The sequence below is a fragment of the Legionella drancourtii LLAP12 genome (genome assembly GCF_000162755.2).
In the GTDB taxonomy this organism is placed as follows: Bacteria; Pseudomonadota; Gammaproteobacteria; order Legionellales; family Legionellaceae; genus Legionella; species Legionella drancourtii.
On record NZ_JH413796.1, the window covers coordinates 112,316 to 129,274 of the forward strand.

Here is a 16,959-nt window from a genome sequence, read left to right on the forward strand (position 1 = left end):
TTAGTTTTTGCCTCTATTGGTCGTACTATAGGTGTGATTTCTGATGATTTATTTTCGGCAATTGTTTTAATGGTTTTGATTACTACATTTATTGCGCCACCATTATTAAAAGCGCGCTATGCAGCTCAGGAAAAAAAGGATCGTATCAATGGATAACATTTTATTACAAGCAAAACAGGATGTAACACGAGCATTGCACGAGGATATAGGAACCGGCGATGTAACCGCAGCTTTATTACCGGAGCAGCAAGTGGCGGAAGCCGAAATTATTTCGCGTGAACCGATGCTCGTTTGCGGCCAACCTTGGGTTACAGAGGCATTTCAGCAGGTTAATTCACAGATCAAAATTACTTGGTTAGTTGCAGAAGGGGAATGGCTTGCTCAACCGGCTACTCTGTGTCGTATTCATGGCCCTGCACGCGGCATTTTAACTGCAGAACGTACGGCGTTAAATTTTTTACAAACCCTTTCTGCAACAGCAACGCAGGCTTATCATTACGTTCAGCAACTTAAAGGAACGAATACTCGTTTACTCGATACCCGAAAAACCTTGCCTGGTTTAAGAGTTGCACAAAAATATGCCGTGGCTTGTGGGGGCGGAGTGAATCATCGTATGGGGCTTTATGACGCATTCTTGATTAAAGAAAATCATATTAAAGCCTGTGGTTCGGTGGCGCAGGCCATTACTTTGGCAAGACAATCTCATCATAATGTTTTAGTTGAGATTGAAGTGGAAACTTTGCATGAGTTAAAAGAAGCTCTTGCCGCAGGACCTGATCGAATATTACTGGATAATTTTAATCAGGAAATGCTTGTCGAGGCGGTCAGAATAAATCAGTCCACACACTGTGATTTAGAAGCCTCAGGGGGAATTACTCTGGAAAGTATTGCTGATGTAGCAAAATTAGGTGTTGATTTCATTTCCGTTGGTGCTATTACTAAATCAATTCAGGCCATCGACTTAAGCTTATTAATTAGGACTATTTTATGATGCCAAGTATCGTTTTTACCGGTGGAGGAACTGCGGGTCATGTTGCGCCGAATATGGCATTAATTCGTGAATTTAGCCATAAAGGCTGGGAAGTTACTTACGTTGGCTCTGCTAACGGCATTGAAAAAGAGATGATTAAGCCTCTAGGAATCCCCTTTTATGCCATTAGTAGTGGTAAATTACGACGTTATTTGAGTGTTAAAAATTTACTTGATCCCTTTAAAATAGTGCTTGGTATTGTGCAATCTTTTTTCCTGCTTAATAAGTTAAAGCCAGATGTGGTTTTTTCAAAGGGTGGATTTGTTGCCTTTCCGGTAGTGGTTGGGGCATGGTTAAACCGTATTCCGGTGGTAGCTCACGAATCAGATATGAGTCCTGGTCTTGCGAATCGTTTATGTTTTCCTTTTGTTAACAAAATCTGTTTGACCTTTGATGCGGGCAAAAAGCACTTTAAAACACAAGATAAAATCAAAGTAACTGGTACCCCTATTCGGGAACAATTATTTACTGGCAGTGGCACTAAGGGGCTGGAACTCTGTGGTTTTAATCTAGTGAAGCCATGTTTACTGGTTATTGGCGGTAGCTTAGGTGCTGGTTCCATTAATCACAGCATTAGAGAAGCTTTACCGCAGTTAACTAAAGATTACCAAGTGATTCATTTGTGTGGCAAAGGCAAGGTCGATGCCTCACTTAATGGCGTCGAAGGTTATAAGCAATTTGAGTATGCTAATGATGAGTTAGCTGACTTATTGGCCGCTGCTTCCATAGTTGTTTCACGGGCTGGCGCGAACTCACTTTATGAAATCTTGGCTTTAGGTAAGCCTCACATTTTAATCCCTTTATCTGCGCAAGTTAGTCGTGGGGATCAAATTCAAAATGCCAGATACTTTCAAGGATTGGGTATCAGTATCGTCATTGATGACAGCTCCTTGAATGCCGTGACTTTATTAGCTGCCTTGCACGATCTTGAGAAAAATCAGGGTGAGATTAATAATAAAATTAAAGCATTAAAAATTAAATCTGCAACGGAACAAATTGTGGTAATTATTGAGGAGCAAATTCATGTTCAATCCCCAAGCGCTGTATGATTTTGTCTGTCAACAGTGGCAGGAAGAGATTCTTCCCAGTTTATGTGATTACATTAGAATTCCAAATAAGTCGCCCCATTTTGATGCAAAATGGAAAGAGCATGGATTAATGGACCAGGCAGTAGAGCATATTGCTGATTGGTGTAAAGCTCATGCACCGAAAGGGATGCAGTTAGAGGTTCTACGATTACAAGGACGAACACCTTTACTTTTTATGGAAGTTCCAGGACAAATTAATGAAACCATTTTAATGTATGGTCATTTGGATAAACAACCTGAGATGTCAGGATGGCATGAAGACCTGCATCCATGGAAACCGGTCTTAAAAGATGGACGCTTATATGGGCGCGGCGCCGCAGATGATGGTTATTCTGCCTATGCTTCATTGACAGCGATTAAGGCATTAGAAGAGCAGGATTTACCTTTTCCTCGCTGTGTTTTAATTATTGAAGCCTGCGAAGAAAGTGGTAGCTATGATTTACCTTATTATATTGAGTTGTTAAAAGAACGTATTGGTAAACCTAAATTAGTTATTTGCCTTGATTCAGGTGCTGGTAATTATGAACAATTGTGGATGACAACTTCATTACGCGGTAATGTGGTTGGTGAGTTATCTGTGGAGTTGATTAGTGAGGGGGTGCACTCTGGAAGTGCAAGTGGTATTGTTGCCGATAGTTTTCGCGTAGCGCGACAATTAATTAGTCGTCTTGAAGATGAAGCGACTGGCGAAGTGACGTTAGCGCAATTACATTGTGATATTCCTGACGAACGAAAAAAACAGGCGCATCATTGTGCGGAAGCTTTAGGTGATCTGGTTTATAGTGAATTTCCTTGGTATGAGGGTGTTGAACCTGTAACTTTGGATAAACAACAATTGATTTTAAATAGAACCTGGCGTCCTGCATTAACGGTAACTGGCGCCAACGGATTCCCAACTATAGCCAATGCCGGTAATGTAATGCGCCCGTTAACCTCACTGAAACTATCTATGCGTCTTCCTCCTTTAGTAAATCCTAAAATGGCTGCTGCAGTGATTCATGAAACGTTAACCCAATCTCCACCTTATAATGCAAAAGTAAGTTTTAGTGTTGGTGATGGCTCCCAAGGTTGGAATGCACCAAAACTTTCTTCCTGGTTGGAACAGGCTGCGGATGAAGCCTCGAAAACTTATTACGGCAAACCAGCAGCATATATGGGGGAGGGAGGAACTATTCCATTTATGGGGATGTTGGGCGAAAAATTCCCTGATGCACAATTTATGATTACTGGGGTGTTAGGCCCTCATTCTAATGCGCATGGTCCTAATGAATTCTTGCATTTGGATATGGTTAAGAAACTGACTGCCTGCGTTGCTTATGTGCTGCATAAGGCGGCATAATTTTTTTGCCTAAGCAGTAAGTTGGGCGCAATCTTACGGTTCAATTTACTGCTTGAAAAATAATTAAAAAATTTCTCGACAGACTCTCAAAATATTGGGATACTTTCTCTGGCTCCGGAATGAGCCATTTAGTCCAACAATTAGGAGAAATTTATGAAAGTAGTACCATTCATTGCCGCTGCATTGGCATTATCTATAGCAATTCTTCCTGCTCATGCGAGCGCTAGCCCTAAAAAAGCACCTGAAAAGCAAACCGTTGTTGCCACCAATAAAATAGATCTCAATAAAGCAGATGCATCATCACTTACTGGTTCATTTAAAGGAATCGGAAAGAAACGTGCTGATGCGATTATTGCTTATCGTGATAGTCACCAGGGGTTTAAATCAATCGAAGAACTTGCTGAAGTTAAAGGCATTGGCCAACATTTTATGGCGGCTAATCGCGAGAAATTAAATGAGGTTTTTGTTATTAATTAAACTAGGGTCTGTTGCCATTTCACTAGGTTGAGCCAAAATGGCAACAGACCCTAATTTGCAGCATCCTCTTATTGCTCAATAAGAGGATTGCTTTAGCCCTATAATTTAGTTCCATGGTTCCTTTGCTCTGATGCGACATCCGCCTCTTCTTTAATTGTTTTAATCTCTTTAAATTGTTCTTTAAAGTGTTTGAAGCTTGTTGTTTCATTTTTTTGAAACAGATATGCACGGTTGAGATTGATTGTTTCAAGAAATTTGCCAATATTTGTATTTTCTTTTTTATCTAATTTTTCCTGTATGGTTTGCTCGCTGTATTTACCTAATTCAGCTTTTTCATCCAGGGTTAGTTTTGCAAAAGCAGATGAAATTTCATCTGCTTTTTTCTCTGAAGATGAGGAAAAAATATCTTTAAAAAAATCTTTGCGTCTCCTAAGACCTTCTGTAACTGTATTAACCGCTTGGGATATTTTAATGATGGCTAAAACTTTATCCTCTAGAGGTTGTAATTCTTCAGGTGTTTCTGCTTTGTGTATTTGCTCTTTTAATTTATTTAATTCCTCAGTATTTACACTTAGCTTATTAAGCCCTTGTGTTAATAAGTAGCTTTGTTTACCACGCATAATTTTTTGCGTATCCATAATTGGTTTAGGTTCATCTGGCATCTGTTTTTTCACGTGCTCATTATTTTCTTTAATACTTGCTATAGCTGCCTTGAAATTAGTACGTGTAATTGCTGGGTTATGTGGTGGTTCTACATGGGGTATTGCGGGGCTTTGTGTTTGCGATTCGGGTAAGGGGATCGCATCGGATATTATGGTTTTTTGCTGCTGCACAGCATGTTCATTATCTTCATCATATTCCTCATTACTAGTTTCTTCATCGGAGGCAAATACATCTGAGTCGCTGTGAGCGCTTTGCGACGATGATAGAGCGCTATGAGTCGTGGTTGTGGATATGAAACTTGGAGTCTCATCATAGTCAGCTTCACGCTTCACTAAAGAGAAGGTTAAATTATTTTTTACTAAATTTTTATCATCTTTAGTCTTCGTTTTACCAATTATCCACTTACCTAAAGTACTTTCAGGACCAAATTCTGCAGTAAATTTCGTGTTTTGCTCTGGATGTTCTTGAGCTACAGCTAAGGCAGCTTGAGCTAGATTATAGGCTGCTAGATATTTACCTGTAGCCCCAATTTTTTTGTCCTTAAATGCGTGGGCAAGTTCTACGTATGCTTGAATTTTTTGTTCTGCAGTAAAATTTGAACTAATAGGTTTTGTGCTTTTTAAAACAAGCCAAAGGGGGTTTGGGTCTTTTTGATATAAGTTATCTAATGTTTGCGCATCAAATTTTGCAGGATCAATTGCTAATGTTGCGGCTCCAGTTAAGCTTAATTTTTGTAAATCATAGCCTAATGCCTTGTGAATGTTGGCATAATTCGAATTGTCTGAGGGAAGAGTAACATCAATCCCTCCCTGAATATTTAAGTTAAATATTTGAGGGTAGGTTTTAGCTAAAGCCGTTTTTAAATATTCCGCAAAAAAAGTAGTAGTGGCCTGATTCTCTTTTTGTAATGGCGTATTGATATTAATAGATAAAATATTTCTTAACATACCTGTTTGTTTCTGTGTTATTTTCATTTCGGCTGGAAAGTCATTGAACTCTTCTTCCGCTATTTGAGCCGCTTTTATCTTGTTATTGTATTCGTGGACATTATTTTTTGCATTTGCAACGCCTGTATCTGCTAGTTTTATTAACCTTTGGAGCGCGGGATTAGATTTTGTTGGCTTCTCATTTGCTGCAAGATGGTAGTCTGGTTCCTTGGATTGAAAGCTAGCAAGTTTGTTTTGTAGCTCTTCTATTGGCATATAGATTCTTGGCAAATTTTGCACAGGCATAATAGTAAAGTCTGGAATTTGCCGTTGTTGAGTAGACCATCCTTTGTTATTTAGCATAATGTCGCTGGTTCTTTCTTGATTGTAGGTTGTTAATTTTAATAAATCTTGTTGATAGGTACGATATATATCATTAATTTTCATTTGATCATCGGCTAAATCGCCAAGTTGTGACATAAGTTTTTTTAATTCGGGCCGATTAAGTTTTGTACATAGCTGTTCTATCAGTTCTTCGGGAGTGGCTCCCATACCTTGGTCGTTAATTGATGCTAGTGGATCGGGTAATGCCGCATAACTTTCCAGTAATCCATCTAATTTGGTTAGATAGTTATTAAGAATAGCCAATTGCATTTTTTTCTCGCCATCACCATGTTCAGTAACATGAGCACGTAAAATAACCAACATATTATTTAAACGCTGCATGTCAGTAACAAACTTTACTTGGTTAATTATTATTTCTTCTACAGCCATAACAACAGATGTAGGTAAGTGGTCTTTAGTCGTTGCCAAGCTTTCGTGTATTTTTTTCCATTTGTCTGTTTTGGCTTGAGCGATACTGTATGTGTCTTGTATCTCTTTTTTTGATGGCACGTTAAATCCCCCTAAAAACAGAAAGAATGGATAATAATTCGAAGTGTAGTATTTGTTGCCTGGTTTATCAAAAAATAAACAATAATTAGGTGGGTTGATGTCAATATTATCGAGATGCAACTGTTGATTGGTGTTTTGTCAAAAATTTACTGCGTTATTTAAAATTGTTATTCCAGAACTGTCGATTTTTACGCAAATTTAGTATAAAGTAACGCACAAAAAAGAACGGGGTAGTGCTGCTTATGTTCAGGAAACTAAGAGGCGTGTTTTCCAATGATTTGTCAATTGATCTGGGAACCGCGAACACATTGATTTATGTAAGAGATAAGGGTATTGTCCTTAATGAGCCATCGGTAGTTGCTTTGCGTAGTGAGTCAGGTCAAAAACGCGTTGCAGCCGTGGGTCTTGAAGCAAAGCGTATGCTTGGAAGAACTCCTGGCAACATTAATGCGATCAGACCGATGAAAGATGGTGTTATTGCGGATTTTTTTGTTACGGAAAAAATGCTCCAGCATTTCATTCATAAAGTTCACGAAAATAAATTTTTACGACCCAGCCCACGTGTTTTGGTTTGCGTTCCTTGTGGTTCAACACAAGTTGAACGTCGTGCTATTCGTGAGTCTGCGATGGGTGCTGGTGCGCGTGAAGTATTTCTTATTGAAGAACCAATGGCAGCTGCCTTGGGTTCTGGAATGCCAGTGGAAGAAGCCAGTGGTTCCATGGTTGTCGATATCGGTGGTGGTACTACTGAAGTAGCCATTATCTCTTTAAGTGGTATCGTGTATCATCAATCAGTGCGTATTGGTGGTGACAAATTTGATGATGCAATTGTCTCTTATGTGCGTCGTAACTATGGTACACTAATTGGTGAAACAACGGCTGAGCGTATTAAGCATGAAATTGGCTCTGCGTTCCCAAGCCGCGATTTATTTGAAATTGAAGTGCGTGGAAGAAATCTTGCAGAGGGTGTTCCGCGTAGCTTTATTCTGACGAGTGCTGAAATTTTAGAAGCTTTACAAGAACCTTTATCAGGTATTGTTGGCGCAGTGCGTGCTGCATTAGAATTAGCTCCACCTGAATTAGCAGCGGATATTGCTGAACGTGGTATGATCTTGACTGGCGGTGGCGCATTGTTGAAGAATATTGATGCCTTACTGATGGAAGAAACCGGTCTACCTGTATTAATTGCTGAAGATCCATTGACCTGTGTTGCACGTGGTGGTGGTAAAGCTTTAGAAACCATGGACTTACGTGGCGGTGATTTCCTCTCAACAGAGTAATGCTCATAACAGATTATTTAGCAAGGGTGGACACAATCCAATTGGATTTGTGTTGGCTCTTCTTTTGTCTGTTTTTTTAATGTTTTCTGATTACCATTACCGTTATTTAGATAGTGTACGTAGTGGTTTCTCATTCATTGTTGCCCCGTTGCAATACGCTGTTGATTATCCTGTACGCGTTGTTGGCTGGGTGCAATCATTGGTTAGTGCAAAAAAAGCACTGATTGATGAAAATATGCGCTTGCGTTACCAGCAAGCAATGGCTGGAAGCTGAATTACAAAAGCTTTTGGTTATCCAAAAAGAAAATTCCCAGCTTAAAGAGTTATTGCAAACGTCCGCTCAAGCCAATATGAGTGCTATGGCGGCGCAGATCCTCGCTGTTGATACCAGCAATTCCCGCCAGGTTGTTGTATTAAACAAAGGTAAGCGTGATGGGGTCTATGTTGGACAACCAATTTTGGATGCTAAAGGTGTCATGGGGCAAATAGTCGATGTAGGGCCTTTAACGAGTACCGTATTACTTATTTCTGATTCTAAAAGTGCTGTTCCGGTAAGAAATAATCGCACCGGTGAGCGTGCAATTCTTATTGGCACTAATGATATCGAGCGCTTGTTCTTAATTAATTTACCTAAGACCTCCTCCATCCATCCGGGCGATGTATTGGTTACTTCAGGTTTAGACCATCGATATCCTGAAGGATATCCTGTTGGCAAGGTAGAGCAGGTTAGCAGTATCCCAGGGGAGGATTTTGTTAAGGTCAAAGTCAGCCCGGTCGCACTTCTGAATCGCAATCGGTTGGTACTCTTAATTTGGCCAGACAAAGAACAAGAGCAGTTAACCGTGCAAATTAACAAGCGTTTGAATGCTAAGGAGATGATGTGATGAAGAATCTTCGCATACGCTTAACCTTGGGCTTCGTAATCTCCTTAATCTTATCTATATTACCCATGCCTGAGTTAATCGCCGATTTTAGGCCGCCGTGGGTTTTATTACTGGTTCTTTATATCGAGTACTTTTTGCCAGGGAATTTTAATCAAACTACCTTGTTATTTGTTGGATTGTTGTTGGATGTATTGCTGGCCACTGTGATCGGCGAACATTCCTTTGCACTTCTTTTCGTCACTTGGATTGCTTCTGGTAAATCACGACGGTTCCAATTTTTTTCTATGATGCAGCAAATCTTTTTAGTTGGCTTTTTTTGCTTGTTATATCAAGCGATTATTGCGTTGATTTCTGCCTTGTTAGGCTTTCATTACAGCTTATTTATGCCCATAGCGAGTGCAATAATAGGTATGTTTCTCTGGCCGTGGATTCGTTTACTTGGCGAGGATACTTTGTTAACTCGTTTAGTTTATCGGTGAACTTACTTTGCCTCAGCGCCGGTTCTTAGGGGCTGTTTTAGATAATTGCTGCGTTACTCTAAATTCACCAGGCTGCAAGTCGCCAAGCTGCCAATCGCCAATCCGATGTCGTACTAATCTTAGCGTCGGGAAGCCCATCGCTGCTGTCATTCGGCGTACTTGATGATTTTTGCCTTCTCTTAGGATGATTTCTAACCAACTGGTTGGAATGCTTTGTCGGAAGCGAACCGGGGGGGTACGTGGCCATAGTGCGGGTTCCTCAATACAGCGTACTTCAGCGGGTAAAAAGGTGATGTCTTTAAGAACTAATCCTTTTTTTAGTGGTTCTAAATCAGCAGCAGTAGGGATGCCTTCAACCTGCACCCAATAATATTTTTTCTTATTGAATTTAGGATGGGTTAACTGATGCTGCAATGCACCATCATTGGTTAATAATAACAAGCCCTCACTGTTTTTGTCCAAACGTCCTGCTGCATAAAAATCGGGTTTATCAATAAATTCTGCTAAGGTATGCTCATGTTTCTCGCCGGTAAATTGGCAAACTACAGCGAACGGCTTGTTGAATAGAATGAGTTCTGACATAAAATGGCGTATAAAAAATTTAAAGGGGCTTATAGTAGAAGGATTAGACATCAGGAGCAATCTTCTCAGTATGTTTATTTTGATAAGTTGTGTTCGTAGAGCAATTATTATACAATGCTGCACAATTTGTGTTTCATAGTGGCTATTATTCATGAAATATTGTTTGTTAGTTTTGTTGTTTTTTTGTCAATTCGCTTATGCAATGAACCATATTGTGATGGTTGGTGATGAAAAAGTAGAGATTATGCATATGCTAGGTCGAGGTAAGACCTTTATTCATGTACATCATAATGAACAAACTGCTTTAAAAGCTGCACAAGCAGTTATTAAGCAAGAAGGGGGGAGTCTTATTACGCTTGTGCATTCTGGCGGTCGTAATATAGTATTTCATTTAAACCAGACGCGCTATGAATTTGATCCCAATCGCATTTTCACAGATAATGGCATTAAAAAAACGCTTGCCACTCTAAGTCAATACAGTCCTGAAGCCCATAAAGAAGTTAGAAAATTAGCTGAAAAAATCAAACAACTTTTACCCGCAGGCAAAGTGGTTGCTGTGCATAATAATTCATCTTACTCACTTAAAGATTATTTACCAGGAAATCCACTTGAACGCGATGCGCAAGCAATTCATATGTTGCCACGAAATTATTACCGCAATTTTTATTTAGTTACTAAAATCAGTGATTTTCTGCGTTTGAAGAGTAAAGGTTATAACGGAATTTTGCAAAAAAATTCCGCTACTGACGATGGTTCCTTATCTATTTATCTAGCTAAAAATGAGTACATCAATGTTGAAGCAGGTTATGATCAGCTGCTTGAACAGATTAAAATGTTGCAGCACGCCTAAACTTAAGACATCTATGAATTATTCCCATTAATTTAGCGCAAATGGACTTGGGATTCCAAGTTGCCACGTGCTATTATTGATGTCTTTAAAATTTACGGAGTTGTCAATGACCTACGATAAAATCAAAGTGCCTTCACAAGGTGAAGCTATTACAGTTGCCGCTGATCAGTCTCTTCGTGTACCCAATAATCCGATTATTCCGTTTATCGAAGGCGATGGTATTGGTGTTGATGTCACACCGCCTATGATTAAGGTTGTTGATGCTGCGGTAGAAAAAGCTTATGGCCATCAGAAAAAAATTTCTTGGATGGAAGTTTATGCCGGTGAAAAAGCAACTAAAGTATATGGTGCTGATCAATGGCTGCCTAAAGAAACTTTAGAGGCTCTGAAAAAATATGTTGTTTCGATTAAGGGTCCTTTAACTACGCCAGTTGGTGGGGGTATTCGCTCATTAAACGTAGCAATTCGTCAACAATTGGATCTGTATAATTGCATGCGTCCTATCCGTTATTTTCCTGGTGTCCCAAGTCCGGTCAGAGAGCCTTGGAAAACGGATATGGTTATTTTTAGAGAAAATTCAGAAGACATCTACGCCGGTATTGAGTGGCAAGCAGATACTCCTGATGCGAAAAAAATAATTGATTTTTTAAGAAATGAAATGGGTGTTACCAAGATTCGTTTTCCAGAGCATTGTGGTATCGGTATTAAGCCTGTTTCTAAAGAAGGAACAACGCGTTTAGTAAAAGCAGCGATTCAATATGCCATTGACAATGATCGTCAAACAGTAACCTTTGTGCATAAAGGTAACATTATGAAGTTTACTGAAGGGGCGTTCAAAGATTGGGGCTACCAAGTAGCACGTGATGTTTTTGGTGCTAAAGAATACCAAGGTGGTCCTTGGATGGAGTTTAAGAATCCCAAAACAGGCAAGCAAATTATCATTAATGATGTGATAGCTGATGCATTCTTGCAACAAATTCTTTTAAGACCAGAAGAGTACAGTGTTATTGCTACGTTAAACTTAAATGGTGATTATATTTCTGATGCTTTAGCTGCTCAAGTGGGTGGTATTGGTATTGCTCCAGGCGCTAACCTAAGCGACAACATTGCGGTGTTTGAAGCAACGCACGGAACTGCTCCCAAATATGCAGGTCAAAACAGAGTCAATCCAGGATCAATTATTCTTTCTGCTGAAATGATGTTGCGCTATATGGGGTGGCATGAAGCTGCTGATTTGATTATTAAAGGCATGGAAGGCGCAATTGAAGCCAAAACAGTTACTTATGATTTTGAACGTGGTATGGAAGGAGCTACATTAGTTAGCAGCTCTGGCTTTGCTGATGAAATGATTAAACATATGTAATTGCTCTACCCCAAATGCAAACGCATTAACGTCTATAATGTAGGTTGGGCTGTAAAAGCCCAACAATCGCTCTGGTAACCATTGTTGTGACTGATTGATGATGCGGTGTGGTCATTAAACCAGCCTACATTTTTATATGAAGCTAATAAAATGGTGGATAGATGTCGTCCATTTTCATGGAAGGGATCTAATCAATATGTTTTTGATTATCCCAAAGACTAACTTTTTCATTAAAATTAGCTGATTTTACTGGCCAAATGCGTGTGGGGAGTCTATAAAAATAGTAAGAGGTTGTATGTTATGAGTGGGCAAAACATCGAGGAAATTGTCAGGCATAAGGTCGCTGAACCGGAAGTTCGCACAGAGAATAAATTGCCAAGAAAGTACAGAGTGGTCTTGCTCAATGATGATTATACACCAATGGATTTTGTAGTAGATGTGTTGAAGCACTTTTTTCATCTTAGTGAGGAAATGGCCGTTCAGGTGATGTTACAGGTTCACATTCAAGGAAAGGGCGTGTGTGGTGTATTTACACGCGATATAGCAGAAACAAAAGTAGCTCTGGTAAACGAGTATGCCAGAATGAATCAGCACCCATTGCTATCTAGCATGGAACCGGAATAATTTGTTGTGGGCTGAAGAGGAGCAACGACAATGTTAAACAAAGAACTTGAATTCACCTTGAATCTTGCTTTCAAGGAAGCAAAAGAAAAACGTCATGAGTTTATGACTGTTGAGCATTTATTGTTGTCATTGCTTGATAACCCTGCAGCAGGTAACGTATTGCAGGCTTGTGATGCAAACATTGAAGCCTTGCGTCGTGACTTGATTGAATTCATTGATGAAACTACGCCCAGAATTCCTGAAGATGAACTAGATAGGGAAACTCAACCCACACTTGGTTTTCAACGCGTCTTGCAACGTGCTGTATTTCACGTGCAATCAGCTGGGAAAACAGAGGTAACCGGTGCTAACGTACTCGCAGCAATTTTTAGCGAGCAAGAAAGTCAAGCGGTCTATTTCTTGCGTCGTGAAAATATTACACGTCTGGATGTAATTAATTACATTTCCCATGGTGTATCTAAATATCAAAATAATGATATGCATGAAAACATGAATTCATCTATGGATGAAGACATGGGTTCCTCCGAGGGTAATGAATCTCCTCTAGAAAGCTATTGCACAAATCTAAACAAACGGGCAAAACAAGGCAAGATTGATCCTTTAATCGGACGTCATGAAGAAGTTCAACGTACCATACAGGTCTTATGCCGTCGTAGAAAAAATAATCCCTTGCTTGTTGGTGAGGCGGGCGTGGGTAAAACTGCAATTGCTGAAGGATTAGCGCGACGCATTGTTGATGGTGAAATACCAGAGGCCATTCGTGATTGTGTCGTGTACTCACTTGATTTAGGTGCTTTACTTGCTGGAACCAAATATCGTGGTGACTTTGAAAAACGTTTAAAAGCAGTATTAAAACAATTAGGACAGCAAGAAGGAGCCGTTTTATTTATCGATGAAATTCATACCATCATTGGTGCGGGAGCCGCTTCAGGGGGGGTTATGGATGCATCGAACCTAATTAAGCCTTTATTGGCAAATGGCGAGTTAAAATGCATTGGTTCAACCACTTATCAGGAATACCGTGGTATTTTTGAAAAAGACAGAGCCTTGGCACGACGCTTCCAAAAAATTGATATTCCTGAGCCTTCCATTGACGAAACTTTTGAAATATTAAAAGGATTAAAAGGACGGTTGGAAGAGCATCATGGTGTGAAGTTCACTATTCCTGCTCTTAAGGCAGCCGCTGAATTATCTGCTAAATACATTAATGACCGCTTTTTACCGGATAAGGCAATTGATGTAGTTGATGAAGCAGGTGCTTATCAAAATTTATTAACGGCTAGTAAGCGCAAGAAAATTATCAGCGTAACTGAAATTGAGAGTGTGGTCGCAAAAATTGCACGTATCCCCATTAAGAAAGTCTCTGCACGAGATAAAGATACATTACGTAACTTAGAGCGTGATTTAAAACTCTTAGTTTATGGACAAGATCAAGCGATTACTGCTTTATCTTCTGCAATTAAATTAGGGCGTTCTGGACTGAGAGAACCACAAAAACCGGTAGGATGTTTCTTGTTTGCCGGCCCAACTGGGGTAGGAAAAACCGAAGTAACCAGACAGTTAGCTAATGTTTTAGGCATTGAATTACTGCGTTTTGATATGTCTGAATATATGGAAAAACATACTGTTTCTCGTTTAATTGGTGCACCTCCAGGATATGTCGGTTATGACCAAGGTGGTTTACTTACAGAAGCAGTCACTAAAAATCCGCATGCAGTGTTATTGCTTGACGAAATTGAGAAAGCACATCCAGATGTCTTTAACTTGCTGTTACAGATTATGGATCATGGTACCTTAACCGATACAAATGGTCGTCAAGCCGATTTCAGACATATTATTTTGGTGATGACATCGAATGCTGGTGCAAGTGAATTGGTGCGTAACTCCATTGGTTTTTCAGCTCAAGACAATACTAACGATGGTTTGGAAGTGATTAAGAAACAATTCAGCCCTGAGTTTAGGAACAGACTTGATGCGATTATCAACTTTGCTCCATTAGATTCAGTAACTATAGGCCTGGTTGTTGATAAATTCATTATGGAACTGGATGAGCAATTAAGTCATAAAGGTGTGAGCTTTAATGTTGATAAAATGGCTCGTGAATGGTTAATAGAACATGGGTACGATAAAGCAATGGGTGCCCGTCCTATGGCGCGATTAATCCAAGAAAATGTGAAGAAGCCACTTGCTGATGAGCTTTTATTTGGTAAATTAATGCATGGTGGTCATGTAACCTTAAAGGTTAAAGACGGCAAATTGCATTTTGATAGCCATGATCATAGAGAGGGTGTTGTTTAAATGGCATTGACTGTAATAATAATTGCTAAGAATGAAGAACGAAATATAAGACGGTGCCTTGAATCAGTAAAGTTTGCTGATGAAATAATAGTTCTGGATTCCGGGAGTACTGATAATACTGTAGCCATAGCGAAAGAATATACAGAGCATGTTTTTTCAACAGACTGGCCTGGTTACGGGGCACAAAAGCAAAGAGCTTTATCAAAGGCGACAGGAGATTGGGTATTAAATCTTGACGCGGACGAAGCGGTCAGCGAGCGATTGCAGCAGGAGTTACTTCAGGCTATAGCTTCTGATTCTGCTGATGCTTTTCGTATTGCTATCCGAATGAATTTTTATGATCAACCTTTAAACTATTCATCCAGTCCTAAACGGCATGCACGCTTGTTTAAGCGTGTTAATGCACATTTTAGTACCGATATTGTTCATGAAAAAATCATTCTTCCTGAGGGTGCTCGGATAGGAAAACTCAAAAACGCTATTATGCATCATTCATTTAAAGATGTTAGTCATGCGCTTTATAAGATGAATAAATATTCATCGTACAGTGCAAAAACATACATCTCAAAGAAAAGAAGTCCCAGTTTTATAAAGACTTTGGCAAGTACTACGTGGATGTTTTTTCGATGTTATATATTACAACGCGGTTTCTTAGATGGTAAAGTAGGATTTTTATTTGCGGTCTTTAATGCGCAAGGTACTTTTTATCGAGGAATTAAGCAATTATATCAAGACTGCAATATAGACCAATTACCTAATTTAGCAAAAATTAAAGAGGATGTAGTGTGAAACGTATTTTATCCGAAGAAAAAAGTGTTTTAATTGTTTCTTTTTTTCTTGTTTTGTTTGTATTTTGTATTCCTATTAGTGCCAGTTTAAAGTCTATTAGTTCTGTATTTTGTTTAACTGCAATACTCTTTATACCACACTATAGAAAGCATTTGTTCGACGCGTTTAATACGTTATGGGCTCGTGTAGGGCTTGTTTTCTTTGCTTATGTTGTTCTTGCTTGTTTCTGGTCTGATGCGCCATTCTCGATGCGCTTAAGTATGACTGATAAATACTTAAAATTAATTTACTTGCCTATTCTTGCGGTTGGTTTTATTAATCCTAAAACCAGGAGATGGGCATTTAATGCTTATTTTGCCATTATGATTGTGACCTGTTTTGTTTCCTTCTTAAAGCAAAAAGGGCTTGTGACCATTAATAATATGGAGGACACTGGTGAAGTCTTTCATAATCACATTGCTACGGGATTTATGGTTGCCTTAGCAGTTTATTTTGCCGGTATCTTATCCTTTGAAGCGCATCTTAATAAATGGTTACGTGCTTATTATTTATTTATGGTTGCTTTGGGTAGTTACCAAATCTTTTTTCTTAATACTGGTCGTACTGGTTATGTCGTATATGGTCTGTTAATCTCGTTACTCTTGGTACAAAAATTACCGCTGAAAAAGGCGATGATTGGCTTTACTTTGTTTTGTGCTGCAATCGGATTAATTTATCTAGCTAGCCCATTGATGCAAGTAAGAACCGCGGCATTAATCAGCGACATTAAGTTTTTGCAACAGCATGAAGAGAATACTTCCTTGGGTTTTAGGGTGCAGTTTCATGATTACGCCCACTCTTTATTTAATCAGCATCCACTTATTGGGGTGGGAACTGGTGCCTTTAAATACAGCTATGCTCGCGACCAGCCTGTTCCGGCATGGGACCGAAAACTCAATGATCCACACAGTCAATATTGGTTGACTCTTGCTGAACACGGAATAATTGGTATTACGCTATTACTTCTTTTTATTGGTACTTTGTTTATTACCATATTTCAGTTGAGTAAGGAAACCAGGCCTATACCTCTGGGTATTTTAGTGGCTTTTTGTTTTGGGGGGTTTACCGACAGTATTCTTTGTTTTTCAACAGTAGGTACTTTGCTGATTGTTTTTTGTGCTTTGGGTTTTAGTGAGCTGTTGGAGAAAAATACAGTTAGGGTGGTTGCGAACGATGACGTTCTTTCTCCTCCTAATGGCGCAGAATTAGCGGTTTAATATTGATTTTTGTTGTAATCGTAGTCTGGTTGCTTGCAGCCAGACTACGTAGGATTATCTTTAACTTGCTACCTTTGTGATCTTGTTCAGCTATGTTGTTCAGATATTTATCATCAAGTCGCCTTTTTTCTAGGCAT

General features: G+C 39.3%; 16 protein-coding genes. 14 read left to right on the forward strand and 2 right to left on the reverse strand.

Features of this window, described 5'->3' with window-relative positions:
- Positions 1–148 precede the first annotated feature (148 nt).
- The 4 genes from nadC (at position 149) to LDG_RS01345 (ending at position 3,934) form a co-directional block, all read left to right on the forward strand.
- Complete coding sequence (nadC, locus tag LDG_RS01330) at positions 149–991, forward strand: carboxylating nicotinate-nucleotide diphosphorylase (RefSeq protein WP_006869285.1); 843 nt, start codon at positions 149–151, stop codon at positions 989–991.
- On the forward strand, positions 988–2,079 hold the full coding sequence (locus LDG_RS01335) for an undecaprenyldiphospho-muramoylpentapeptide beta-N-acetylglucosaminyltransferase (RefSeq protein ID WP_006869286.1): 1,092 nt from the start codon (positions 988–990) through the stop codon (positions 2,077–2,079). Before nadC ends, LDG_RS01335 begins: the two co-directional genes overlap by 4 nt.
- Positions 2,054–3,457 (forward strand): M20 family metallopeptidase, encoded by a 1,404-nt coding sequence (locus tag LDG_RS01340; protein WP_006869287.1) that lies wholly within the window; start codon positions 2,054–2,056, stop codon positions 3,455–3,457. Before LDG_RS01335 ends, LDG_RS01340 begins: the two co-directional genes overlap by 26 nt.
- A gap of 153 nt (positions 3,458–3,610) precedes the next feature.
- A complete protein-coding gene (locus LDG_RS01345; RefSeq protein ID WP_006869288.1) occupies positions 3,611–3,934 on the forward strand; it encodes a ComEA family DNA-binding protein in 324 nt (107 codons plus the stop codon).
- Positions 3,935–4,032: 98 nt separating this feature from the next.
- On the opposite strand, the gene LDG_RS01350 is transcribed toward LDG_RS01345, so the two are convergent.
- A complete protein-coding gene (locus tag LDG_RS01350) occupies positions 4,033–6,417 on the reverse strand; it encodes a hypothetical protein (protein WP_006869289.1) in 2,385 nt (794 codons plus the stop codon).
- Between the two features lie 242 nt (positions 6,418–6,659).
- Between LDG_RS01350 and LDG_RS01355 the strand changes: the two genes are divergently transcribed.
- The 4 genes from LDG_RS01355 to mreD all read left to right on the forward strand — a co-directional run bounded on the left by LDG_RS01355 (position 6,660) and on the right by mreD (position 9,060).
- Entirely contained in the window at positions 6,660–7,697 is a 1,038-nt protein-coding gene (locus LDG_RS01355) for a rod shape-determining protein (protein ID WP_040534080.1), read from the forward strand.
- Between the two features lie 64 nt (positions 7,698–7,761).
- Positions 7,762–7,971, forward strand: a complete 210-nt coding sequence (locus tag LDG_RS19975) for a hypothetical protein (protein WP_233491390.1) — start codon at positions 7,762–7,764, stop codon at positions 7,969–7,971.
- Complete coding sequence (mreC, locus tag LDG_RS01360) at positions 7,925–8,581, forward strand: rod shape-determining protein MreC (RefSeq protein ID WP_006869292.1); 657 nt, start codon at positions 7,925–7,927, stop codon at positions 8,579–8,581. The genes LDG_RS19975 and mreC overlap by 47 nt, the downstream gene beginning before the upstream one ends.
- Complete coding sequence (mreD, locus tag LDG_RS01365) at positions 8,581–9,060, forward strand: rod shape-determining protein MreD (protein ID WP_006869293.1); 480 nt, start codon at positions 8,581–8,583, stop codon at positions 9,058–9,060. Before mreC ends, mreD begins: the two co-directional genes overlap by 1 nt.
- Positions 9,061–9,072: 12 nt before the next feature.
- Here mreD and LDG_RS01370 read toward each other — a convergent pair whose 3' ends face one another.
- Positions 9,073–9,642 (reverse strand): pseudouridine synthase, encoded by a 570-nt coding sequence (locus tag LDG_RS01370; RefSeq protein WP_006869294.1) that lies wholly within the window; start codon positions 9,640–9,642, stop codon positions 9,073–9,075.
- 151 nt (positions 9,643–9,793) lie between these two features.
- Here LDG_RS01370 and LDG_RS01375 point away from each other — a divergent pair, with 151 nt between their 5' ends.
- The 6 genes from LDG_RS01375 (at position 9,794) to LDG_RS01400 (ending at position 16,822) form a co-directional block, all read left to right on the forward strand.
- Positions 9,794–10,492, forward strand: a complete 699-nt coding sequence (locus LDG_RS01375; protein WP_199484632.1) for a protein tyrosine phosphatase — start codon at positions 9,794–9,796, stop codon at positions 10,490–10,492.
- 106 nt (positions 10,493–10,598) lie between these two features.
- Positions 10,599–11,855 carry an NADP-dependent isocitrate dehydrogenase gene (gene icd, locus LDG_RS01380; RefSeq protein ID WP_006869297.1) on the forward strand — a complete coding sequence of 419 codons (1,257 nt, stop codon included), beginning with the start codon at positions 10,599–10,601 and terminating at the stop codon, positions 11,853–11,855.
- A gap of 300 nt (positions 11,856–12,155) precedes the next feature.
- Positions 12,156–12,479, forward strand: a complete 324-nt coding sequence (clpS, locus tag LDG_RS01385) for an ATP-dependent Clp protease adapter ClpS (RefSeq protein ID WP_006869299.1) — start codon at positions 12,156–12,158, stop codon at positions 12,477–12,479.
- A 30-nt stretch (positions 12,480–12,509) separates the two neighbouring features.
- Positions 12,510–14,777, forward strand: a complete 2,268-nt coding sequence (gene clpA / locus LDG_RS01390; protein WP_006869300.1) for an ATP-dependent Clp protease ATP-binding subunit ClpA — start codon at positions 12,510–12,512, stop codon at positions 14,775–14,777.
- On the forward strand, positions 14,778–15,566 hold the full coding sequence (locus tag LDG_RS01395) for a glycosyltransferase family 2 protein (RefSeq protein WP_006869301.1): 789 nt from the start codon (positions 14,778–14,780) through the stop codon (positions 15,564–15,566).
- Positions 15,563–16,822 (forward strand): O-antigen ligase family protein, encoded by a 1,260-nt coding sequence (locus tag LDG_RS01400; protein WP_006869302.1) that lies wholly within the window; start codon positions 15,563–15,565, stop codon positions 16,820–16,822. The genes LDG_RS01395 and LDG_RS01400 overlap by 4 nt, the downstream gene beginning before the upstream one ends.
- Positions 16,823–16,959 lie beyond the last annotated feature (137 nt).